This window comes from Streptomyces sp. NPDC007808 (assembly GCF_042868655.1).
Lineage (GTDB): Bacteria > Actinomycetota > Actinomycetes > Streptomycetales > Streptomycetaceae > Streptomyces.
The window spans coordinates 264,529-288,045 of the sequence record NZ_JBIAEQ010000002.1; the positions used below are offsets into that span (position 1 = coordinate 264,529).

At 69.8% G+C, this 23,517-nt stretch carries 16 protein-coding genes; 7 read left to right on the plus strand and 9 right to left on the minus strand.

Going from position 1 to position 23,517, the window contains the following annotated elements:
* Positions 1 to 13: 13 nt before the first annotated feature.
* Positions 14 to 1,561, plus strand: coding sequence for a DUF1996 domain-containing protein (locus tag ACFYNL_RS07405; RefSeq protein WP_388798107.1), 1,548 nt, complete (start codon positions 14 to 16; stop codon positions 1,559 to 1,561).
* A 106-nt stretch (positions 1,562 to 1,667) separates the two neighbouring features.
* Here the strand turns inward: ACFYNL_RS07405 and ACFYNL_RS07410 are convergent, their stop codons facing one another.
* Positions 1,668 to 2,099, minus strand: a complete 432-nt coding sequence (locus ACFYNL_RS07410) for a hypothetical protein (RefSeq protein ID WP_388798110.1) — start codon at positions 2,097 to 2,099, stop codon at positions 1,668 to 1,670.
* 120 nt (positions 2,100 to 2,219) lie between these two features.
* On the opposite strand from ACFYNL_RS07410, the gene ACFYNL_RS07415 reads away from it, so the two are divergent.
* The 5 genes from ACFYNL_RS07415 to ACFYNL_RS07435 all read left to right on the plus strand — a co-directional run bounded on the left by ACFYNL_RS07415 (position 2,220) and on the right by ACFYNL_RS07435 (position 7,495).
* A complete protein-coding gene (locus tag ACFYNL_RS07415; protein ID WP_388800505.1) occupies positions 2,220 to 2,741 on the plus strand; it encodes a tetratricopeptide repeat protein in 522 nt (173 codons plus the stop codon).
* 72 nt (positions 2,742 to 2,813) lie between these two features.
* The gene (locus ACFYNL_RS07420) at positions 2,814 to 4,739 is read left to right on the plus strand and encodes a hypothetical protein (protein ID WP_388798113.1); all 1,926 of its coding nucleotides are present in this window, start codon (positions 2,814 to 2,816) and stop codon (positions 4,737 to 4,739) included.
* A gap of 100 nt (positions 4,740 to 4,839) precedes the next feature.
* Positions 4,840 to 5,727 carry a metal-dependent hydrolase gene (locus ACFYNL_RS07425; RefSeq protein ID WP_388798116.1) on the plus strand — a complete coding sequence of 296 codons (888 nt, stop codon included), beginning with the start codon at positions 4,840 to 4,842 and terminating at the stop codon, positions 5,725 to 5,727.
* Positions 5,727 to 6,749, plus strand: coding sequence for a PDR/VanB family oxidoreductase (locus ACFYNL_RS07430; RefSeq protein ID WP_388798119.1), 1,023 nt, complete (start codon positions 5,727 to 5,729; stop codon positions 6,747 to 6,749). The genes ACFYNL_RS07425 and ACFYNL_RS07430 overlap by 1 nt, the downstream gene beginning before the upstream one ends.
* A gap of 56 nt (positions 6,750 to 6,805) precedes the next feature.
* The gene (locus ACFYNL_RS07435) at positions 6,806 to 7,495 is read left to right on the plus strand and encodes a TetR/AcrR family transcriptional regulator (RefSeq protein WP_388798122.1); all 690 of its coding nucleotides are present in this window, start codon (positions 6,806 to 6,808) and stop codon (positions 7,493 to 7,495) included.
* A 3-nt stretch (positions 7,496 to 7,498) separates the two neighbouring features.
* On the opposite strand, the gene ACFYNL_RS07440 is transcribed toward ACFYNL_RS07435, so the two are convergent.
* The 8 genes from ACFYNL_RS07440 to ACFYNL_RS07475 form a co-directional block, all read right to left on the minus strand.
* Positions 7,499 to 7,855, minus strand: a complete 357-nt coding sequence (locus tag ACFYNL_RS07440) for a 5-carboxymethyl-2-hydroxymuconate Delta-isomerase (protein ID WP_388798125.1) — start codon at positions 7,853 to 7,855, stop codon at positions 7,499 to 7,501.
* Between the two features lie 28 nt (positions 7,856 to 7,883).
* Complete coding sequence (locus ACFYNL_RS07445; protein ID WP_388800508.1) at positions 7,884 to 9,557, minus strand: SpoIIE family protein phosphatase; 1,674 nt, start codon at positions 9,555 to 9,557, stop codon at positions 7,884 to 7,886.
* A 78-nt stretch (positions 9,558 to 9,635) separates the two neighbouring features.
* Positions 9,636 to 15,044: a pullulanase-type alpha-1,6-glucosidase gene (gene pulA / locus ACFYNL_RS07450; RefSeq protein ID WP_388798128.1), complete on the minus strand. Its 5,409-nt coding sequence runs from the start codon at positions 15,042 to 15,044 to the stop codon at positions 9,636 to 9,638.
* Between the two features lie 217 nt (positions 15,045 to 15,261).
* Complete coding sequence (locus tag ACFYNL_RS07455) at positions 15,262 to 16,644, minus strand: alpha-amylase family protein (RefSeq protein WP_388798131.1); 1,383 nt, start codon at positions 16,642 to 16,644, stop codon at positions 15,262 to 15,264.
* A gap of 224 nt (positions 16,645 to 16,868) precedes the next feature.
* Positions 16,869 to 18,548 carry a glycoside hydrolase family 13 protein gene (locus ACFYNL_RS07460; RefSeq protein ID WP_388798133.1) on the minus strand — a complete coding sequence of 560 codons (1,680 nt, stop codon included), beginning with the start codon at positions 18,546 to 18,548 and terminating at the stop codon, positions 16,869 to 16,871.
* Positions 18,549 to 18,704: 156 nt separating this feature from the next.
* On the minus strand, positions 18,705 to 19,613 hold the full coding sequence (locus ACFYNL_RS07465; protein WP_388798135.1) for a sugar ABC transporter permease: 909 nt from the start codon (positions 19,611 to 19,613) through the stop codon (positions 18,705 to 18,707).
* 13 nt (positions 19,614 to 19,626) lie between these two features.
* Positions 19,627 to 20,631, minus strand: coding sequence for a carbohydrate ABC transporter permease (locus tag ACFYNL_RS07470; protein ID WP_388798138.1), 1,005 nt, complete (start codon positions 20,629 to 20,631; stop codon positions 19,627 to 19,629).
* 109 nt (positions 20,632 to 20,740) lie between these two features.
* Positions 20,741 to 22,012 carry an extracellular solute-binding protein gene (locus tag ACFYNL_RS07475; protein WP_388798141.1) on the minus strand — a complete coding sequence of 424 codons (1,272 nt, stop codon included), beginning with the start codon at positions 22,010 to 22,012 and terminating at the stop codon, positions 20,741 to 20,743.
* Positions 22,013 to 22,392: 380 nt separating this feature from the next.
* Here ACFYNL_RS07475 and ACFYNL_RS07480 point away from each other — a divergent pair, with 380 nt between their 5' ends.
* Positions 22,393 to 23,427: a LacI family DNA-binding transcriptional regulator gene (locus ACFYNL_RS07480; protein ID WP_388798144.1), complete on the plus strand. Its 1,035-nt coding sequence runs from the start codon at positions 22,393 to 22,395 to the stop codon at positions 23,425 to 23,427.
* Positions 23,428 to 23,517: the final 90 nt, after the last annotated feature.

A 23,517-nucleotide genomic window follows, 5' to 3' on the forward strand; every position in this document is an offset into this window, starting at 1 on the left:
TCAGAGGAGTTCCATGGGACGCAACACGAGAAAACGCCGTACGCCGCTGGCCACCAAGGCCATTGCCGCATCGGCGGCCCTAGCGCTCGGTGGGGGCGGGCTTGTCTGGGCCAATTTCTATGCTTCGGCGCACGAGGACAACAACTCCGGGTGGAACCGGACGAAGTCCACGAACGCCCAGATCGCGACGATCAACTGCCCGGACGTCGGCCAGAAGCTGACGAGGGTGCCGAGGAGCGCGCGTAAGGGTGTCGCCAAGGAGCTGGCGCTGCTCGACAGGCAGATCACCGACGCCTACACGCGGCTGGCGGAGACCCGTCAGGCCCAGGCAGGTGACGCGAGCTTCGTCAGCAACGCCATCCTCGGCCCGCTGAAGTCCAAGCGAGTGGCCACGCTCGACCGGATCCGCATCCAGATCAACCGGGTCGGTGGCAAGGCCCCCCGCGGGCTCGACCAGTTCGCGCAGTGCCAGGGAGTTCCGGCCGAGCAGCCGCAGACCAACGACGGCGGCCAGAACGACGGCGATCAGAACAACGACGGTCAGGACCAGAACAACGACGGTCAGGACCAGGGTCAGGACCAGGGTGACGGCGGCCAGGACAACGGTCAGAACCAGGGCAACGGCGGCCAGGCCGGCAACGGCCCGTCGGCGGACGACTTCATCAACATCGAGAACGTCCAGCCCAACTCCCGCAACCTGCCGAACGGTCTGGCGGCGAACGGGGACGGCGGTTCGACCGGCAGCTTCACCACGAACTGCGGCGTCAACGAGAACGAGAACCGCAACTCGGACAACGTGATCGTGGCCCCCGGTGTCAGCAACGGTGCCCAGCACCAGCACGACTACGTCGGCAACCAGGCCAACAACGCCTTCGCGAGCGACGAGGACCTGGCGAACGGCAACACCACCTGCCAGAACCAGGGTGACAAGTCGTCGTACTTCTGGCCGGTGCTGCGGATCCAGGACGGTACGCAGGACATCGACCAGGGTCAGCCCGGTGGCGGCCAGGACGGCAACGTCGGCAAGATCGTCGAGGCCAGCGAGGCGCAGCTGAAGTTCGTCGGCAACCGGACCAGCGATGTCGTCGCGATGCCCAGGGCCCTGCGCATCATCACCGGTGACGCCAAGTCCTTCACCAACGGCCTGAACAACGCCAACACGTCCTGGAGCTGCACCGGCTTCGAGGACCGGCAGGTGACGGACAAGTACCCGATCTGCCCCGAGGGCAGCTCCGTGGTGCGCACGTCCAACTTCCAGAGCTGCTGGGACGGCCAGAACATCGACAGCGCCAACCACCGCACCCACGTGGACTTCGTGGAGGCGGACGGCACCTGCTCGAACGGCTTCCAGGCCATCCCCCAGCTCCAGGTCCGCCTGGTCTACGACGTCCAGGCGCCGCAGATCGACAACGGACAGGTGCAGAACGCCTTCGCGGTGGACTCCTTCCCGGAGCAGCTGCACAAGCCGATCACCGACCACAACGACTTCATCAACTTCTTCGACGAGGACCTGATGAACGAGATGGTTCAGTGCATCAACAGCGGCCAGGACTGCCAGTAGTCCTGAACCACTGAAAAAGCCGGCGGTGGGATTTCCCACCGCCGGCTTTCCCTGTCCGGAGCGAACGCCCAGAGAAAAGAATGCCCCCGAGAAAGAATTGGCGTGGTCAGCCGTGGTGGCCGCCCTTGTTGTGGCTGCCGCCGGGGTTCATGTGCTCGGAGCCTTCCTCCATGGTGCCGCCGAGGGTGGTCTGCAGCGCGTTGACGGTCTTCTCCTGGCCGACGGCCACCCACTTGCGGCCCACCAGGTAGTAGCCGCCGTAGTCCTTCGCGCCGTTCAGCCACTCGCGCTGACCGCGGTCGGTGGCGAAGGTGGCGAGGACGAACTTTCCGTCGGGGTTCTTGCACAGGGCCTGCCGGATCTCGTCCGCGTCGGTCTGCATGTTCGGCTTGCACTTCACCTCGGCGGCCAGGTGTTCGAGGCTGCCGGTGGCCGTCTCGGGAACGGCCGCCTCGCCCTTACCGCCGGATCCGCAGCCCGCCAGTGTCCAGATCGCCGCCGCGCCGGCCAGCGCGAGCCTCGGTCGGGTCAACCTCATCTGCTGTTCCTCCGGTCCCTTCCGGCGACATGCCGTACCGGGCCCCGGCGCGGGGCCCTCGTGTTCGATACGGCTGCGGCGGCCGGAGCGCTCAAAATACCCGTGCGCTCCCTGAGACGCCTGTGCGAGGGTGATCCGGTGAACCAGGACTGGGAAGACCGTGTCATCGCCGCGTGGGCCGCGTTCGACGACCAGGCCGACTCCGCCGGGCAGGCCGGTTTCCGGGCGGTGATCGACGCCCTCGTCGCCGAACTGCCGGACGACAGCCCGCTCGGCCCCTTCGAGCAGGCATGCGCGTGGGACTCCACCGGGCACTCCGACAAGGCGGTACCGCTGTACCGGGAGGCGCTCGCGCGGGGTCTGAGCGGCTACAAGGGCCGGCGGGCGAAGATCCAGATGTCCAGCTCGCTCAGGAACATCGGGCAGGCCGAGGAGGGCGTCAAGCTCCTGACCCCCGAACTGACCGCCCTTTCCGACGAACTCGACGACGCGGTCCGGGCCACACTCGCCCTGTGCCTGTCGAGCCTCGGCCGTGACCGCGAGGGCCTGTCCCTGGCCCTGGGCGCCCTCGCACCCCATCTGCCGCGCTATCAGCGCTCCATGGCGAACTACGCGCGCGAGCTGGTGGAGACCGAGGACTGAACCGGGCACGGGAACGCCCTCGGGCGCCAGGAGTGACGGTGACCAACCGACGATTCGCTCGTTCTGCTGAACGTGCAGTCACAGGATGTCGCCCCGCGCCCCGCCCCCGCCCCGGCCGACCCGGTCGTCGACGTCGAGCGGGCGGAGGCCGCGCTCGTCGAGCACTACCCGCGCCTCGTCCGGCTCGCCTACCTGGTGCTGCCGCCCAGCCTCGGCCGCAACCGGCGCGTGGTGACCGCGCACTCCCTGACCCAGCGCGCGCTGCCCCGTGGCCGGACGAGCGCGACACCCACGATCCCGGCCCAGTCGACCGGCCGCGAGAGCGACGTCGGATACGCCTTCCTGCGCCTGCGCGTCCTGCGTTCGGCACTGGAGGCGGGCAAGCCGCTGAAGCGCCTCGCCTGGCCCAAGCGCTCCCAACTGCCCCCGCTGCTGCCCCACGTGTGGGGCCTGCGCCTCTTCCCCAGGTCGGGCGGCGCCGACGAACTCGCCCTGGACCAGCGGCTGTCGGCGCTGTCCGGCCCGGCGCGGGCGGCCTACGTCCTGCGCGGTCTGGAGAAGCTCCCGGACGACGACGTGTGCGAGGTCCTGGCGGCGGCGGGCGTCGAGGACTGGGACGCCGCGCTGGAGGAGGCCGACACCGTCGAGGCGCAGTACGCGCTGCTCGACTCCCCCGAGTTCGACCCCTGCTCGCTCCAGGCCCGGCCCACCGACCTGATGCGGCGCAGGCAGCACCTGAAGGCCACGCTCGCCGCCGGGGCGGCCCTGCTGGTGTGCGGGGCGCTGCTGGGCCTGCCCGGCGAGGGCTGGAGCCCGGACGGCCCGGCCGCTCCCTCGTACGCGCAGAACCCGGCGGCCGAGGCGGCCCTCGACCCGGCCCAGTTGACGAAGATCCCGGCGCTGGCCTGGCAGTCCTCCGCCCGCACCGACTTCTCGGTGTGGCCGGCGCGCGGTGACCTCACCGACGACTCGGCCCTGCTGCGCCGCGCCCTCGCCGTGTGGGCACGCCCCGGCGAGACGGTCGCGGTCTCGGCCACCCCCGGCACCCCGTCGGGCGGCCCGCCCGGGGCGCCGCAGCTGCTGTACGCGGGGAGCATCGACAACGCCCGCGTGGTGATCCTCTACGACGGGCTGCGCATCGCCCGCTACGCCGAGCCGAATGACGGCACGTCCGGCGCCGCCCTGGACTTCTCCCGGGTCGACGGCGCGACCGGGGCCGAGGCGAGCGCGGTTGTCCTGAGCCGGGCCGACGGCAATGTCCGCTATCTGATGGCGCCCTGGGTGAAGAGGGCGGCCGAGCGGGACCTGCTGAAGCCGCGTACCGGTGCGATGGACCTGACCGTGTCCGACGGCGTCACCTCGCCGATGGCGAGCCCCGCCACCCGGCAGTCCGCCACGTGCACGTCCTGGAACGTCCTGCAGGTGACCGACAGCACCGGCACCCGGCTGCTGACCGACCTGGCCGAACTGGTCCCGGCCCGCCTCACGACCGGCCGTCCCGGCAAGACCGGCGAGGCGGCGGGGCCCGCGGCCCTGCGCGCCTGGGCGCCGTACTCCTGCTGGCTGGGCAACCTGCGCTCCGCGGGCGTGCGCACGGTCAACGCCTGGACGTACGCCCGGCAGCCGCTGCCCGACGGGACCGGTTCGGCGGACTGGGTGTGCACCCGTGCCGAGACCTGGCGGGGCGGCGGCGAGCGGGTGCTGGCCCAGTTCCGGACGCCGGGCTCGGCGGCCGCCGCGGTGGTGGCGAAGGCGCAGAACGTCTCGGCCTGCGGGGCGCGGGATCCGCATGTGCTGGCCGGGGTGCTGTGGAAGGCGCAGACCGGCGACTGGTACCTGCTGGCGGCGGGCGCCGGGGACACGGCGTCGATCCGGGCCACGGGCGGCGTGCGCGGCACTTCGCGGGGCAGTCTCCTGACGGCGCGGGCCGAGCAGGGGGCCCAGGCCGAGCTCAAGGGCACGCTGGAGAGCGGGCGGTCGATCCACGGGCTCGGATGAGGCGGGCGGCGGTACGACGAAGGCCACCTTGCTGACAACCGCGTGAACAAGGTGCCGCACAGGGGTTCACCCACGCCCTACCCGTCAGTACATTGACGCCATGTCTAACAAGCAGGAGCGGGTGCCCCTCAAGGCCCGCAAGGTGTCCTTCTCCTGGGACGACACTCCGTTGCACTGGGTGCCCGGGGACCCGTTCACGACCCACACGATCAATGTGCTGCATCTGCTCCTGCCCGCCGGTGAGCGGTGGTTCGTCCATGTCTACAAGCAGGTGCTGCCGTACATCCGGGACGAGCGGCTGCGCGAGGACGTCCTCGGGTTCATCGGGCAGGAGGCGATGCACTCGCAGGCCCATGACGAGGTGCTGCCGCACCTGCGGGACCAGGGGCTCGATCCGACGCCGTACACCGCGCAGGTGGACTGGCTCTTCGAGAAGCTGCTGGGCGACGGCACCCTGCCGCCCGGCCGGGCGCGGCGCTGGTGGCTGATGGAGCGGGTGGCGCTCATCGCGGCCATCGAGCACTACACGGCCTTCCTCGGCGACTGGGTGCTGAACGCCGAGGAACTGGACCGCCGGGGCGCCGACCCGACCATGCTGGACCTGCTGCGCTGGCACGGCGCGGAGGAGGTCGAGCACCGGTCGGTCGCCTTCGACCTGTTCACGCACGTCGACGGGAGCTACCGGCGCCGGGTGCGGACATGGGCCACGGCGTTCACCGCGCTGGTGTTCCTGTGGCAGCGCGGGGCGCGCTTCTTCATGGAGAACGACCCGACGCTCATCGACGGCAGGGCCGGCTTCAAGGACTTCCATGTACGCGGCCGGCGCGGCACCCTGCCCACGACCGGCGACATGCTCAGGTCCGTCCCGCGCTACCTCAGCCGCGCCTACCACCCCTCCCAGGAGGGCTCGACCGAGCAGGCCCTCGCCTATCTGGCCTCCTCCCCCGCCGCGCTCGCGGCGCAGAAGCACGAGAAGGGCGCCGCCTGATGCCGAAGCCCCGGACCGTCATGGTCGTCGCCGGTGCCGCCCTGCTCGCGCGGCGGGCGCTGCGCCGCCGGATACGGTCCTCGCCGCTGTGGCCGCTGCCCGCCCTGGAGGAGCCCGTCTCCGGGCGGCCCCGCTCGCGGGCGCTGCGGCTGCTGGTGACCTCGCGCGAGCCGGTCGCCGAAGGAGTCGTACGGCTGCGGCTGGAGGGGCACGACCTGCCGCGCTGGGAGCCGGGCGCCCATCTCGACCTCGTGCTGCCGTCGGGGCTGGTACGGCAGTACTCGCTGTGCGGCGATCCCGCGGACACCTCGTCGTACACCGTGGCCGCCCGGCTGGTCCCGGACGGCCGGGGCGGCTCGCGCGAGGTGCACGAGCAGGTACGGGAGGGGATGGAGCTGGAGGTGCGGGGGCCGCGGAACCGGTTCCCGCTGGTCGAGGCCGCATCGTACGTGTTCGTCGTGGGCGGCATCGGGATCACGCCCGTCCTGCCGATGCTGCGGGCGCTGCCGCAGGGGGTCGCGTGGCGGTTGCTGTACTGCGGGCGCGACCGCGCGTCGATGCCGTTCCTGGAGGAGATCGAGAAACTCGGTGCGGACCGGGTCCTCGTCGTGGAGGGGCTGCCCGATCTGGACGCGTTCCTCGCGGACGTCCCCGAGCACGCCGCCGTCTACTGCTGCGGTCCCGAGGGGCTGATGGGGGCGGTGGCGGAGCGGGTGCCGCGGGTGCACCTGGAGCGGTTCTCGCCCCGTGCCTCGGGAGGCGGTGCCTTCGAGGTCGAACTGCGGCGCAGCGGGAGGACGTTGACCGTCCCCGAGGACTCGACCGTGCTGGCCGCCGTGCGGGCCGAGCTGCCGGACACCGCGTACTCCTGCGAGCAGGGCTTCTGCGGGACCTGCCAACAACGGGTGCTGGAGGGCGAGGTGGATCACCGGGACGAACTGCTGACGGACGCGGAGCGGGGCGATTCCATGCTCATCTGTGTGTCACGGGCGCGAGGTGACCGACTCGTACTGGACATGTGAACATCGGCGACCGGTCCGCTCCGTTCGAGGCCGGAATCGATCGGTAAGGTGTTCGCATGACTACCGGGGTACGGCGAAGAATGGGAGTCGAGGAGCGGCGGCAGCAGTTGATCGGCGTCGCCCTCGAACTGTTCAGCCAGCGCTCTCCCGACGATGTCTCCATCGACGAGATAGCGTCGGCCGCGGGCATCTCGCGGCCGCTGGTCTACCACTACTTCCCCGGCAAACTCAGCCTGTACGAGGCCGCGTTGAAGCGTGCGTCGCAGGATCTGGCGGAACGGTTCGTGGAACCGCAGGACGGCCCGCTCGGGGCGCGCCTGCTGCGGGTGATGCGCCGGTTCTTCGACTTCGTCGACGAGCACGGCCCCGGTTTCTCGGCGTTGATGCGCGGCGGTCCGGCGGTCGGCTCCACCGCGACGAACGCGCTCATCGACTCCGTCCGGCAGGCCGCGTATGTCCAGATCCTTTCGCATCTGCGGGTGGACGACCCGCCCGCGCGGCTGGAACTGGTCGTCCGCTCCTGGATATCCCTCGCCGAGTCGACGGCACTGATCTGGCTGGACGGCCGGCGCATCCCGCGCGCCGAGCTGGAGAAGCAGCTCGTGCACGACTTCGCCGCGCTGGCCGCCGTCAGCGCCGCCTACGACGAGGAGATGGGCGCGTTGCTGCGCCGCATACTGAAGGACGAGCCGGCCGACGGCCCGTTCAGCGATCTGGTCACCCGGATCGTCTCGCTGGCCTCCTGAGGCTCAGGCGTCGAACTTCCGGTACGACGGATCCAGGTCCCGCACCTCGGCGGACGCGTGCAGCGCGGTGCCGTCGGCGGGCTTCACATGGGTGCGCACCAGCTCCAGGACCGCCTCGGTCAGACGCTCCTTGGTCTCGTCCGTGCGTCCCGCCAGCAGGCCCAGGGTGACGTGGACGACGGCGTGCCCGTCCGTGTCCCGCCCGACGGCCGTCTCCTCGCCGGGCCGGAACTGCGTCTTGCAGGCCTCGTACTTAGCGGCCGCGATCTCGACCACCGCGTCGTGCAGGGCGAGTACGAAACCGCGCCGGTCGAACCCCTCGGCGAGCGGTGCGGAGTAGTCGACGGTGATCTGCGGCATGGGCACTCCTGTTCTACGACGTCAGCGCTCACCCTAACCGCAGCGCCAGCATCGCGATGTCGTCCTCCTGCTGGTGCCCGAAGCAGCCCAGCAGGGTGTCGCACAGCTCCTCCACGCCGGGCGGGGCATCGGCGGCGGCCGTGCGCAACTGCTCCATGGAGGCGGCGAGGTCGACGCCGCGGGTCTCGATGAGCCCGTCGGTGACCATGAGGAGCCGCTCCTTTCCGGTGAGGACCAGCTCGGTCGGCTCGGGCCGGTCCAGGCCGAGCCCGAGCAGCGGGCCGGCCGCGCGGACGTACTCGGCCTCGCCCTCGTCCCGCACGATCAGCGGCGGGATGTGGCCCGCGTTGGCGACGCTGGTGCGTCCGGTGCCGGGGTCGACCAGGGTCAGGCAGACCGTGGCGGTGACGTCGGGGTGGTAGTGCTGGAGCATGCGGTCCAGTCGTGCGGCGAGCGTGCCCGGGTCGCTCTCCTCGACGCAGTAGGCGCGTAGGGCGTGCCTGATCTCGACCATGACGGTGGCCGCGTCCAGCGAGTGCCCGACGACGTCCCCGACCGCGGTGAGCACCCCCTTCGAGGTGCGCAGGGCGGCGTAGAAGTCGCCGCCGATCTCGGCCTGCCGGGACGCGGGCACGTACCGGACGACCACCTCCACGCCGGGCAGCGCGGGCATCCGGTACGGCTGGGGCAGGAAACTGTGCTGGAGGGTGAGCGCGATGTGCCGTTCGGCCTGGTACATCAGCAGCGGTTCGGCGGCGAGCGCGGTGGCCTGGGCGAGCCGGGCGAGGAGGTCGTCGTCGGCCGGGCGCACCGGGGTGGCCACGCAGACCGGGGCCGGGCCGGTCTCGGGGAGCACCAGCACCAGGCGCGCGTCCTCCTGGACGCCGGGGCGGAAGAACCCCGCGGGCCACAGCGAGGCGGGGACGATTGTGCTGTGCGTGCCGCGCCGCCCGCCCCAGCCCTTGGTGATCCGCGTGATCAGCCGTGCCGCCGCCACGTGCGGGGCGGTGCCGTGCCTGCCGGTGTCGCCGAGCGCCGCGTCGGGCAGCGCGGAGGGGGTGTCCGCCCGGCGGGCGGCGCCGTGCCCGCCGGGCAGGCGCCGGGAGCTGCCCCAGTGCGGTTCGCCGTCCGGGCCGATGACGAAGACGACGGCCGGGGTGCCGGTGAGCCGGGCCGCGCCCGCGGCGGCGGCGTCGGCCAGCTCCCCCAGGCAGCGCGCGGTCTGCACGGTGACGATCGCCTCGGACAGCAGCGTCAGCCGCTGGGCGAGCGTCGCCGCGGCGGTCATCCGGCGCGCCCCTCGGACGGCGGCCCGTACGACGGCCTCGATCTCGCTGGGCTCGGCCGGCACCGTCAGGAAGGCGTCGGCGCCCGCGTCCAGCCCGCGGCAGCGGTCACCGGTCTCCACGGCACTGGCGGAGAAGTGGACGACGGGAAGCGCGGCCATGGACGGCCGGGACTTGACCCGGCGGCAGAGTTCGAAGCCGCTCATGTCCGGCAGCCCCACGTCGACGAGGGCCACATCGGGCAGGGCGCCCGCGCGCAGCCGCACGTCGAGTTCGCTCAGTGCCTGGCCCGCGGTGGCGACGGGGACGACCTCGTGGCCCGCTCGGCGCAGCACGGCGCCCATGGCGTAGCGGTTGGCCGAGACGTCGTCGACGACCATCACGGTGGTGCCCGGCTGCCTGCCGTAACCGTTCATCGTCGCCAGCCTCTGAGTACGCACACGAATGGGGCGGACCCGGCGCTCCGAGTCCGCCCCATTCAAGCTAGCGCGGTGTCAGAGCGCTCGTGCGAAGACGGCGACAGTGCGCCCCGGAACGGCGAACGTGCCGGATTTCCGCTCATACGACGAGGACTTGACGATAGAGTCCGCCCCCTCGGCCTGCACCGGATGCAGCCGGTAGCCGTCGCCGGCCAGCGACCCGATCCGCTGCTCCTGCCGCTCGGGTGTCGCGTTGAAGACGACGACGAGCTCCCCGAGCCGCATGGTGATCACCCCCGGCGTCTCGTCCTTGCCGGACAGCGGGAAGGACAGCTCCGACTGGACCCGCTCGGCGGTGCCGAGCGAGAACGCGCTCTCCGTCGAACGGATCCGCAGCAGGTCCCGGTAGGCCACCGAGGCGCCCTCGATCTGCTCGCAGCCGGCCTTCACGGTGGTCAGCAGCGGCTTGGCGTACGGCCACTTGGAGGCGTTGTCGGCCGCCATCGGCAGACCCCGCCCGAAGCCGTTGCCGTCGGCGCAGTTCCAGTGGATGGCGTTGAACCAGTCGCCGCTGTCGTAGGAGTTGCGGTCCAGGGACTTGGAGCGCAGCAGGTCGGTGCCGGCCTGGGAGAGGGCCGGGCCCTGCGAGAGGGTGGCCGTGGCCATGGCGAGGACCTGCATCCGGGCGCGGTCGGCCGCGCTCGTCGTCGCCGGCAGCTTGAAGGCGAGGGCGTCGAACAGCGACTCGTTGTCGTGCGCGTCGGCGTACGCGAGGGCGTCGCCGGGGGCGTCCGCGTAACCGGCGGGTGCGCCGTTGTAGTCGACCTCCGAGCCCTTGACCTCCTTGCCGCCGGTGTCGGTGAAGCGGTAGCCGGCGAGGTTGCCGGACAGCCCGACCTTGATCAGGTCCTGGTAATGCAGCAGCCGGGCCTTCTGCTCCTCGGTGGTGCCGTTGTTCTTCGACGCGTTGGGCTCGGTGTAGAGGCCGGACGCGAAGCCCTGGATGCCCGGGTCCTCGTCGAAGGGGCCGCCGCCGCGCACGGCGTCGCGGGCGCGGTCGGAGAAGGTCGCGACGCCGGTGCCGGCCATGTTCTTCTGGGTGGCCTGGACGAAGCGGGCGTCGTCGGCGACCTCGCCGAAGTTCCAGCCCTCGCCGTACAGGATGATCTTCTTGCCGTCGACGCCGTCCTCGGCGAGGGTCAGGGCGTCCAGGGCCTTGCGGACGGCCAGGATGTTGGCCTTCGGGTGGTGGCCCATGAGGTCGAAGCGGAAGCCGTCGACCTTGTACTCCTTGGCCCACGTGACGATCGAGTCGACGACCAGCTTGCCCATCATCGCGTTCTCGGTGGCGGTGTTGGCGCAGCAGGTGCTGTTGGCGACCGAGCCGTCGGCGAGCAGCCGCTGGTAGTAGCCGGGGACGATCCGGTCGAGGACGGAGGTGTCCGCCTGCCCACTGGCCGCCGTGTGGTTGTAGACGACGTCCATGACGACGCGCAGGCCGTCCTCGTTGAGGGCCTTGACCATCTTGCGGAATTCGACGTTGCGCGCGGTGCCGTCGGGGTCGGAGGCGTAGGAGCCCTCGGGGACCGTGTAGTGGTACGGGTCGTAGCCCCAGTTGTAGGCGTCCTTCGCGGCGATCTTCGCCACGCACTCCTGCTGCTTGTCGGAGTCGGCCGGGAAGGAGGCGAGGTCGCAGTCGGCGGTGGCCTGCTCGGACTTCTTCTCGGGGATGGTGGCGATGTCGAAGGCCGGCAGGAGGTGGACGTACGACGTGCCCGCCTCGGCCAGCTTCCTCAGGTGCCGGGAGCCGTCGCTGAGCTTGTCGGTGAAGGCGAGGTAGGTGCCCTTGTCCTTCGCGGGCACCGTCTCGTCCGCGACCGAGAAGTCCCGGACGTGCAGCTCCTGGATCTGGGCGTCCTTCAGCGGCACGGCCTTCGGCTTGGTGTACGTGGACCAGCCGGCCGGCGCCAGGGACCGGTCGCGCAGGTCGACGACCAGGCTGCGCTCGGAGTCGGCGGTCAGCGCGAGCGAGTAGGGGTCGGTGACCTTGTTGGTGACGACCTTGCCGACGCTGGGCGCCCAGACCTTCACGACGTACCGGTACGGCTTGTTCTTCCAGGACCTGGGGCCGGTGACGGACCAGACGCCGGAGCTGTCGTCCCGCTTCATCGCGACGGTGGACGCGCCGATCTCCAGCTCGACGGAGTGCGCGGTGGGCGCCCAGACGGCCAGGCTCGGACGGCCCTTGGCGAAGGTCGGCCCGAGGTCGGCCTTCGTCGCGGGGGTGGAGTAGAGATCGTCGAGCACGCCCGCGATCTGCACGCCGGTCGCGGCCAGGACGGCGCCGTTCGCGGCCCGCTGGGAGGCGACGACCTGGCCGCGCAGGGCCGCGCGGACCCGGTCGCGGTCACGTGGGTCGACGGTCCAGGCGGCGTGGTTCCTCAGGTGCGGGAACTTCGCCTTCTGGGCGTCGGTGAGGGACGTCTTGATCAGGCGCAGCCACTTGGCGTCACCGGTCAGGGCGCCGTCCTCGACCGCGATGCCGCCGTCCCTGCTGTACAGCAGTTGGGTGGAGGCGGCGGCCTCGGAGCCGTTCCAGGCGATGGTGTTCCGGTCGATCCAGACGGCCTTGGAGGTGGTCAGGTCGAGCGCCGCCGCCGAGCCCGCGGGCTGCGGGAGCAGGTACTTCTCCTGGCCGCTCACCAGCCACACCTCGTGGCCGTTCGCCTTGAGGTCGAGCGACTGGTCGGAGGGCAGGTCCTTCTCGTCGCCCTTGTGGATGATGTAGCTGAGGCTGGTGGCACCGTCGGTGAGCGGTACCTCGAAGACCGCACCATAGGAGTCAGTCTTGACCGGCTTCAGGGGGTTCGACCAGTCGGTGGGGTTCGCGGCACCCGTCCAGACGTGCAGGCCCCAGCCGTCGTAGTTCCCGTCGGCGCGGTGGTAGTGCAGGGTCGCCCTGGTCCTGTCCGGTGCCGGGTAGTCGGCCGCGGGCCTGTCGGTGCGTACGGCCTCCTTGCCCTGCTCGATCCAGATCTCGCCGGTCTTGGTGAGGTCGATCGTGCGGTCGCTGGAGACGTCCTTGTTGCCGTCCTTGTCGATGACGAGGAAGCCGATGTTCGAGGCGCCGGGCTTCAGCTTGACGTAGGCGAAGGCGCCGTAGGAGTCGCGGCCGATGAACGGGTGGCTGTCCGGCCATTCGGTGGACTCGCCGTCGGCGAGGTCGCCCCAGGCGTACAGGCCCCAGTTCGCGTAGTCGCCGTCGGTGCGCTTGTAGTGGACGATCGCGTAGTCGCGGGAGGCGGCCGAGGGGATCTCGGGCGCGGGCGGGGTGCCGGTGGTGGAGGTCGCCGTCGTGCTCGCCGTGCGGCCCGCCGAGTCGATCACGACCGCTTTGTAGCGCAGGGCGGTGCCGGGCGGTACGTCCTTGCCGATGGTCTGCGTGACCTTGTACGGGGCGTGGTCGGCGGAGCCGAGGGTCCGCCACTTGCCGTTTCCGACCTGGGCTGCGAACACGACGCGGTTGAGCCCGCCGCCGTCGACGTCGGCGGAGACTTCCACGGTGCCGGTGGCGCCGGCGGCGGGGGCCTGCAGGGTGAGCGCCGGCTTCGTGGCGGGTGCGGCGAGCTTGCCGGCCGCCTTCCAGACGGTCGCCGAGCCGGCCGGGACGCTGACGGTGACCTTCTTGTCGCCGTCGCTGCGGACCGAGCCGTCGGTGCCGTAGACGCCCTTGAACGTCATGCCGGCCGAACCGGTCGTGAAGGTCGCCGACTTGGTGTCGTCGGCGTTGTTGAAGGCGACGACGTACTCGGTGCCCGTCCTGGCGTCGGTGCGCGAGAAGGCGTAGACGCCGGCGCCGTCGGCCGCGTAGCGCTCGGTCTGGACGCCGTCGGCGAGGGCCGGGTGGGCCTTGCGCAGCTTGGACAGGGCGCTGATCCGACGGTAGAGGGGGGCCTTGGTGTCGTAGGCGTCGCTCGCGTGGGTGCGGTCGGTGCCGAGCTGGTCGTCGTCGAGGTAGTCGGCGGTCCTGGAGGCGAACAGGGTCTGGCGGGCGTCCTTGTCGCCGCCGGCGCCGGTGAAGCCCTGCTCGTCGCCGTAGTAGACGACGGGGTTGCCGCGGCTGAGGAACATCAGCTCGTTGGCGAGCCGGTCCTTCTTCAGCAGCTCGGCGTCGGTGGCCTTCGGGTTGTCCTGTTTCAGGAAGTGCCCGATGCGGCCCATGTCGTGGTTGCCGAGGAAGGTGACCTGCTCGTAGGCGTTTGCCTTGTCGGTCGTGTACTTGTAGTCGGCGCCGAAGACGTGCGCGAGCTTGTTCGCGCTGCCGCCCTGGGAGGCGTACTGCCGTGCCGCCTCCTGGAAGGGGAAGTCGAGCGTGGCGTCGAGGCGGCCCTCGGTGACGTACGGGGAGGTGATGTCCGTGTCGGCGGAGTACACCTCGCCGAACATGAAGAAGTCGTCGCGGCCCTGCTTGGCCGCGTAGGAGTCGAGGGCCGTGGCCCACTGGGTCCAGAACTCCATGTTGACGTGCTTCACGGTGTCGATGCGGAAGCCGTCGATGTCGAAGTCACGTACCCACCGCTGGTAGATCTTCGCCATACCGCTGACGACCTCGGGACGCTCGGTCCACAGGTCGTCGAGGCCGGAGAAGTCGCCGTGCGTGGAGCTCTCACCGGCGAAGGTGGAGTCGCCACGGTTGTGGTACATCGTCGGGTCGTTGAGCCACGACGGGACCTTGTTCCGCTTGGCGACGGTGGGCGTGCGCGGGAAGGAGTCCGAGTCGACCGCGGGGAAGCGCTCGGCGCCGTCCGCGTAGTCGGCGTCGTCGAAGGGCTTTCCGTCCTTCGTCAGGTACGGGAAGGCACCCTTGGAGAGGTAGTCGTACGACTTCTCCTCGTAGTCGACGACGTCAGCCGTGTGGTTGGTGATGACGTCGAAGAAGACCTTCATGCCCTTGGCGTGCGCCTTGGAGATGAGGGTCTGAAGGTCCTTGTTCGTGCCGAAGTGCGGGTCGACCTGGGTGAAGTCGGTGATCCAGTAGCCGTGGTAGCCGGCGGAGGCGTTCGCGCCGGTGCCCTGCACGGGCTGGTTCTTGAAGATGGGGGCCATCCAGATGGCGGTGGTGCCGAGGCCCTTGATGTAGTCGAGCCTCTTGGTCAGGCCCTTGAGGTCACCGCCCTGGTAGAAGCCCTTGTCGGTGGGGTCGTGGCCGGTGGTGAGGCGGGAACCGGTCAGGCCGCCCTTGTCGTTGCCGCGGTCGCCGTTGGCGAAACGGTCCGGCAGGACGAAGTAGAACTGCTCGCGGGTGGCTTCGTGCCGGGCGGGCTCGGCGGCGAGCCTCGCGTCGGAGGGAGGCGCCGGCGGGGTCGCCGCCCCGGCGGCGAGGGGCTGGACGAGCGCTGCGGCCAGCGCGGTCACGGTGACCGCAGCGACCCGTCCGGCGTGTGCGGTACGGCGCCGCGGCGGCGGCGGCCAACTCGGTATCACTGACGTGGACTCCTTGCGATACGGCTCTCTTGGGTCCGACCCCGCGCGACCGTATCGCCGCCGAAAGCCTTACAGCAAGAGTCCTGAAACGATCGGTAAAAACTTTCAGAGGTGCGGGAGTTCGTCCGACAGTCGCCCGGACGTCGGTCCGGACGCCCCCCGACGACGTACGGCGCCCCTCGGAGTACCGAGGGGCGCCGTATCCGCGCGCTCGCGTTCAGCAGCTCGTCCTGCCCGCGTGGATCGCCAGGGCGGTGTTGGCACCCAGGGTCGCGGTGAACTGGCCGCTGGAGTTCACGGTCACCGTCGTGTTGTTCTGCACGTTGCAGTACGTGCCCGCCGGGAGGGACGTCTGGTAGGTCCGGCTCAGGCTGCTCGACTCGTGGTTGATGGCCACGAAGCCCTTGCCGCCCCGCCCGAAGGCGATCGCGTCGCCGCCGTTGTCCCACCAGTCGGTGACGGCCTGGCCGCGGGTGGTGTTGCGGAAGGCGACCATCGACTTGATCTCCGGCCAGTTGTGCTGGCACTTCCAGCCGTTCTGCCAACAGGCGTCGACCCGGCCGCCGTTCGGCGGGCCCGCGTCGTGGTCGGTGAACTCGTACCCGGAGTTGATGTCCGGGGCACCGTAGGGCCAGGCCAGCATGAAGACGTTGGCCAGCGTGTAGGTGGCGTTGTCCTTGTAGCTGAGCGTGGAGCCGTTGCGCTCGGTGTCGTGGTTGTCGACGAAGACGCCCGCGACACCGCTGTTCATGTAGCCCCAGCCCTCGCCGTAGTTCTTCAGATAGGCGAGGTTCTCGTTGTTGAAGACGCGCTTGAGGTCGTAGGCGTAGCGGAACTCCTGGACGTCGCCGTTGCCCGTGTACTCGGTGGGCTGGACGGCCTCGCCGCTGCCGTAGATGACCTCCTGCTTCCAGTACACGCCCGGGTTGCTCAGCCGGGACTTGATGTTCGCGAGGTCGGCGGCGGCCATGTGCTTGGCCGCGTCGACGCGGAAGCCGTCGACGCCGAGCGAGAGCAGGTCGTTCATGTACCCGGCGACGGCCTTGCGGACGTAGTCCTCACCGGTGTCGAGGTCGGCGAGGCCCACCAGCTCGCACCGCTGGACGTTCCAGCGGTCCTGGTAGTTGCTGATCTGGCTCGTGCAGTCGTCGAAGTCGAACGACGAGTACAGGCCGGGGTAGTTGTACTTCGTGTACGACGAGCCACCGGTGCCGGTGCCGTTGCCCGCAGCCATGTGGTTGACGACCGTGTCGACGACGACCTTCACACCGGCCGCATGGCAGGTGTCGACCATGTTCTTGAAGGCCGTACGGTCGCCGAGGCGTCCGGCGATCTTGTAGCTGACCGGCTGGTACGAGGTCCACCACTGCGCGCCCTGGATGTGCTCGGCGGGCGGGGAGACCTGGACGTAGCCGTAGCCGGCGGGGCCGAGGGTGCTGGTGCACTCCTTCGCCACGGAGGCGAAGTTCCACTCGAACAGGACGGCGGTGACGTCCTTGGTGCCGGGCGGGGAGGCGGAGGCGGTGGTGGCGGGAGCGACAACGGCTGCCGTGGCGGCGAGCACGGTCGCGGTCGCGGTGACGGACCATCTCGATATCACAGGCGTAACTCCTTGCGATGACGGCCAGGCGTCGTTGCCGGGCGCCGGCGAGACCGTACCGCCACGAAAGGTTTACAGCAAGAGTGTTGAAATCAAGAGCAAGTACTTTCATCCACAACCCTGACGGTTCCCTCCCAACTCCCCCACGCCCATCGGTGGGTGACGTCACGACACGACGGCCCGGCCACCATGGACAGGTGGCCGGGCCGCTGTTGTCGGTCGGGTCAGGCGGTCGTCCACCACACCGTGGTGTCCGACGGGACCTTCGTCTCGCCGTCCGCCTCGGCGATCTCACCGCTGGCGAGCAGGACACGGCCGTACGCCGGGAGCGTCACGGACTCACCGCTGGTGTTGGCGACGCACACGAACTCACCACGCCGGAAGGCCAGGACGCCCTCGGGCGCGCGAAGCCACTCCACCGAGTCGCCGGCGCCCAGGTCGGGGTGTTCCCGGCGGGCGGCGAGGGCGGCGCGGTACAGCTCCAGGGTGGAGCCCGCGGCGCCGGTCTGGGCCTCGACGCTCAGCTCGCCCCAGCCCGCCGGCTGCGGCAGCCAGCTGCCGCCGGTGCCGAAGCCGTACGACGATCCCGTGCGCGTCCAGGGGATCGGGACGCGACAGCCGTCCCGGAAGCCGTCCTGACCCTCCCCGCGGAAGTACGCCGGGTCCTGGCGGACCTCGTCGGGGAGGTCGACGACGTCCGGCAGGCCGAGTTCCTCGCCCTGGTAGACGTAGGCCGAACCGGGCAGTGCCAGCATCAGCAGGGTCGCCGCACGGGCGCGGCGCAGGCCCAGTTCCCGGTCCCCGGCCGTGCGGATCTGGGTGCCGAGGCCGGGCGGGTTGGCGAAGCGCGTCGCGTGGCGGGTGACGTCGTGGTTGGACAGGACCCAGGTGGCGGGGGCGCCCACCGGGCGCATCGCCTCCAGGGTGCGGTCGACGACCTCGCGGAGCTCCTCCGCCTCCCATTCCGTCGCAAGGTACTGGAAGTTGAAGGCCTGGTGCAGTTCGTCGGGGCGGACGTAGTTCGCCGTCCGCTCCACGGTCGGGGTCCAGGCCTCCGCGACGAAGATGCGCTCGCCGGCGTACTCGTCGAGGATCGTGCGCCACTGCCGGTAGATGGCGTGCACGCCGTCCTGGTCGAAGAACGGCATGACATCGTTGCCCAGCAGCTTGAGCTGATCGTGGGATCCGAGGTCCGGCAGGCCCTCCGCCTTCACCAGGCCGTGGGCGACGTCGACACGGAAACCGTCGACGCCCATGTCCAGCCAGAAACGGAGGATCGAGCGGAACTCGTCGCCGACCGCGGGATGCTCCCAGTTGAAGTCGGGCTGCTCGGGGGCGAAGAGGTGCAGGTACCACTCGCCGGGGGTGCCGTCCGGCTCGGTGACCCGGGTCCAGGCCGGGCCGCCGAAGATGGACTCCCAGTCGTTGGGCGGGAGTTCACCGTTCGCACCCTTGCCGGGGCGGAAGTGGTAGCGGTCCCGCAGCGGGGAGCCGGGACCGTCGGCGAGCGCCCGCTTGAACCACTCGTGCTGGTCGGAGGAGTGGTTCGGAACCAGGTCGACGATGATGCGCAGGCCCAGCCCGTGGGCGTCGCGGATCAGCGCGTCCGCGTCCAGCAGGTTGCCGAACATGGGGTCGACGGCCCGGTAGTCGGCGACGTCGTAGCCGGCGTCGGCCTGCGGGGAGGCGTAGAAGGGGCTGAGCCACACGGCGTCCACGCCGAGGTCGCGCAGGTACGTCAGGCGGGAGCGTACGCCTTCCAGGTCGCCCATGCCGTCGCCGTTGCTGTCGGCGAAGCTGCGCGGATAGACCTGGTAGATCACCGCGTCCCGCCACCAGTCACGGCGCTTGGCGACGGTGGCGACGGCGGAGGTTCGGGCCGGGGCGGTGGGGTGCTGGCTCATGGCGTCCTTGGTGCGTAACGGATGTGGGGTCGAAGTCATGGGGTGCGTCTCCGGCGAACGGGGATGACGAGGCGGCCGCGGTGACAGCGGGGTCGGATGGACACCGCGGCCGCCACCCGCGCGGCAAGGCGCGCGGGAGTCGAGGTGAGCCCTGGCTCAGCCCTTGGTGCCGCCCGCCGTGAGGCCGGTCACGAGGTTCTTCTGGACGAAGTAGAAGAACGCGGAGACCGGTATGGCGATCAGCACCGCGGTCGCGGCCATGAGGTTGCGCTGCGCGTCGTGTTCGCTGACGAAGGTCTGCAGACCGACGGCGAAGGTGTACTTCGTGTCGGACAGCATGAACGTCGACGCGAACGCGACCTCACCGAAGGCCGTGAGGAAGCTGTAGAAGGCGGCGACCGCCAGGCCCGGCTTGGCGAGCGGCAGGATCAGTCGCGCGAACGTGCCGAAGGGGGTCAGCCCGTCGACGCGTCCCGCCTCGTCGATCTCGAACGGGATCGTGTCGAAGTAGCCCTTCATCAGCCAGGCGCAGTACGGCACGGTCGTCGTGCAGTAGACGAGGACGAGACCAAGGTAGCTGTCGACGAGCTGCAGCTCGGACAGAATCTGGTACATCGGCACCATCAGGACGGCGACCGGGAACATCTGGGTGACGAGCAGGACCCACATGAACTTCTTGTAGCCCGGAAAGCGCATCCGTGAGACGGCGTACCCGGTCGTGGCGGAGATGATGACGCCGATGATCGTCGTGCCCAGCGTGACGATCAGGGTGCTCGTCAGCCAGTCGAAGAACTTGGTCTCCTGCAGGACGAACGTGTAGTTGTCCAGCGTCATCTTCCCCCAGATGCCGCCGGGGTGGAGGTAGTCGTCCTTGTCCGGGCCGAGGGACAGGAAGACCAGCCAGGCGACCGGGAACAGCGCGATCAGGCTCGCCACGATCAGGATGCCGTGGGAGACGAGGGACGTGCCGAGGCTGTTCTCGCCGCGGCGGGGGGCCTTGCGCGGGCCGGCAGTGGTCACGGAGTCCTGCTTGTTCACCGGGGTCTCAACAGTGGTCGTACTCATGGGGACTCCTGCCTCAGATCGCGAGCTGCTGGTCGTTGCGGTTCAGCCAGCGGCGGTAGAAGGAGGTGAAGACGATCAGGATGGCCAGCAGCAGGATGCCGTAGGCGGCCGACTGCGCGAAGTCGCGCGGCTGCTGTCCGAAGCCGAGGTAGTAGGCCCATGTGACGAGGATCTGGGCGTCGGGCGCGGTGTCGCCGAACAGCAGGAAGATGATGGCGAACTGGTTGAAGGTCCAGATGATGCCGAGCAGGACGACGGTGGAGCTGACGGACCTCAGGCCGGGCAGGGTGACGTACCGGAACTGCTGCCACCTGGTGGCACCGTCCATCTCGGCGGCCTCGTACAGCGAGGAGTCGATGGACTGCAGGCCGCCGAGCAGCGAGAGCATCATGAACGGCACACCGCACCAGGTGTTGACCATGATCGCGGCGAACCGCTGCCAGAAGGTGTCCTCCAGCCACAGCGGCGTCGGCAGGTGGAGCGTCTCCAGGAACGAGTTGATGATGCCGCCGTCGGCGAGCATGAACCGCCAGCCGAAGACGGTGACGAAGGTCGGCACGGCCCACGGCAGGATCAGGATCAGCCGGTACAGGGTGCGCCCGCGCAGCTGCTGGTTGAGCAGCAGGGCGAGGCCGAGGCCGATGGTGTAGTGGAGGGTGACGCAGGCCGCCGTCCAGAAGATCGTCCACAGGAAGTGCGACCAGAAGCGGTCGTACGCCGTCTCGCCCCACAGGATGTCGGCGTAGTTGTCGAAGCCGATGAACTTGTAGGTGGCCTCGATCTCGTTGACACCGATGGTGCGGGCGGTGTTGAGGCTGGTGGCGTCGGTGAGGGTGAGGTAGAAGCCGTACACCAGGGGGTAGAGCACGAGCACCCCGAGGACGATCACCACCGGGGCGATCATCGCGTAGGCGTACCAGTGCTTCTGGTAGCCGTGCTTCAGGCGCTGGCCCAGCCCGGGCCGCGGCGCGCGGTCACCGCGGCGCTTGCCGGTCGCGCGGTCGATGGCGACTGTCATGGTTCGACAACCTTCTCGAAGTTCGGCAGATCAAGGGGTGTACGGCGCACAGGCCGGTGGCCGCCGGAGCTCTCCCCCCACGAGAGGGAGCTCCGGCGGCCACTCGGGATCACTTGGTGAAGTCCGGGACCAGCTTGGCGATGGAGGTCTCGGCGGTGCTCAGACCCTTGTCCAGGGACACCTTGCCACCGGCGATCTTCAGCAGCTCCGTGTCCACCGGGCCCCACAGCGAGCTGTACTCGGGCAGCGCCGGGCGCGGCTGGGCGGCGGCCAGCACGGTCTGGTAGCCGGCGATGCCCGGGTCGGCCTTGACCTCGGCGGTGTAGGCGTCGTCGCGGGTGGGCAGCGTGTTGTTCTTCAGGGCGATGGTCTCCTGGGCCTTCGCCGAGGTCATGAAGTTCACGAACTTCAGCGCGGCCTTCTGGTGCGCCTCGTCGGAGCCGGCGTACACGGAGAGGTTGTGACCGCCGGTGGGGGCACCCGCCTTGCCGGAGGAGCCGGCCGGGACGGTGGCGATGCCGAGGTTGTTCTTGTCCTTGAACGCGGAGCCCTTGTAGAAGTTGGTGATCTCCCACGGGCCCTGCATGATCGAGGCGACCTTGCCGTTGACGAACGCCTCCTGGATGTGGGCGTAGGCGTCGGCGGTGGTGTCGGCCTTGTGCAGGCCCTTGCCCTCGAACAGGCTCAGCCAGGTGCCGTAGCCCTTCTTGGCCTCGGCGCCGGCGACGGTGATCTTCTTGGCCTCGGCGTCGACGGTGTCGGTGCCCTCGCCGTAGAGGAACGTCTGGGCGTAGTAGGCCTGGGTGGAGCCCCAGTAGCCGTCGACGCCGGTCTTTGCCTTGATCTTGGCGGCGGCCTTCTTCAGGTCGTCCCAGGTCTTGGGGGCCTCGACGCCGGCCTTCTTGAACAGTTCCTTGTTGTAGACGAAGGCCAGGGTGTCCGTGGTGAACGGAACGCCGTACACCTTGTCCTCGTACTTGGCCTGCTCGATCAGGTTCGGCTGGAACTTGGCCTGGTCGGCGAGGGCCTCGGTGCCGTCCAGCGGCAGGAAGTAGCCCTTCTTGGCGAAGGCGGGCGTCCACCCGACCTCGGAGCGCAGGATGTCCGGGGCGCCCTTGGAACCGGCGGCGGTGTCGAACTTGTTCTGCGCCTGGTCGAACGGGACGTTGACGTACTTGACCTTGATGTCCTTGTTGGCGGCCTCGAACTCCTTGACCAGGGCCTGGTACGTCGGCGCCTCGTTGGTGGCGTTGGAGGTGTCCCACCAGGTGATGGTGACCGGCCCGCTCGAGTCGCTGCCGCTGTCGTTCCCGCCGCCGCAGGCCGTCGCCGCGAGAGCGAGGGACGCCATCAGCGCGCTGGCCGCTATGCCACGCCGCATGAGTTCTCCTTGAGGGTGAAAGCCCGTGTGGTGCAGGGGCGGCCCCGTCTGCCTGCCTCTGCTGTCTGCCGACTGCGCCGTTGCGGCCGCCGGGCGACGTGAACGTAACAGCGTTGAAAGATCGACGAAAGACCTTGCAGAAAAAAAGTGCAAGAGATCTCCGAAGTTATTCGTGCGTGACCTCGCGGCGACCATCGTGAGACGCTTCTTTTCAACGGTGGAGCGGTACGCCGGGCAGTTGTGCAAGACTCTGCAAGCTCTTGCTATCACTTTCACGAGGGAGCGCGATGACGCAGCAGCCCGGGACGGGCCGGTCAACAGGTCGCCCACGCCGTCCCATTGGTGTGCAAGGCGACATACGACCGGTACAGTCCAGTGCCGTGACCACACGGCTTGCCGACATCGCTGCGCAGGCGGGGGTGAGCGAAGCGACCGTCAGCCGCGTCCTCAACGGGAAGCCGGGCGTCGCCGCCACCACTCGCCAGTCCGTGCTGGCCGCGCTCGACGTGCTCGGCTACGAGCGCCCGGTGCGGCTGCGGCAGCGCAGCGAGGGCCTGGTGGGCCTGATCACGCCCGAGCTGGAGAACCCGATATTCCCCGCGCTGGCCCAGGTGATCGGCCAGGCGCTGACCCGCCAGGGCTACACACCCGTGCTGGCCACCCAGACGCCGGGCGGCTCGACGGAGGACGAGCTGACGGAGATGCTCGTCGACCGTGGGGTGGCGGGCATCATCTACGTCTCCGGCCTGCACGCGGACACCACCGCCGACACCCAGCGCTACGAGCGCCTGCGCGCCCAGGGGGTCCCCTTCGTCCTGGTCGACGGCTTCTCCCCGCATGTCCAGGCCCCCTTCATCTCCCCCGACGACCGCGCGGCGATGAACCTGGCGGTCACCCACCTGGTGTCCCTCGGCCACACCCGGATCGGCCTGGCCCTCGGCCCCAAGCGCTTCGTCCCGGTGCAGCGCAAGATCGAGGGCTTCGTCCGCACCATGCAGGACCAGCTGAAGCTGCCGACGGACGTCATAGAGACCGAGCTGATCCAGCACTCGCTGTACACGCTGGAGGGCGGTCAGGCCGCCGCCACGGCGCTCATCGACCGCAGCTGCACGGCGGTGGTCTGCGCCAGCGACATGATGGCGCTGGGCGCGATACGAGCGGCCCGGCAGCACGGCCTGGAGGTCCCGAAGGACATCTCGGTCGTCGGCTTCGACGACTCCCCGCTGATCGCCTTCACCGACCCGCCCCTGACGACGGTCCGCAAGCCGGTTCCGGCGATGGGACAGGCGGCGGTACGCACGCTCCTTGAGGAGATCGGCGGGACGCCCGCGCCGCACAGCGAGTTCGTGTTCATGCCGGAGCTGGTGGTGCGCGGTTCGACGGCATCGGCCCCTGGGAACCGCAACCACGGCTGAGTCCTCCCTGAGGCGGGCGCCCACCTGGACGCCCCTGCGTGGGGAGGAGGACGAAGGTGTCCGTCGGCCGTAGAACGTGCAACCTGAACC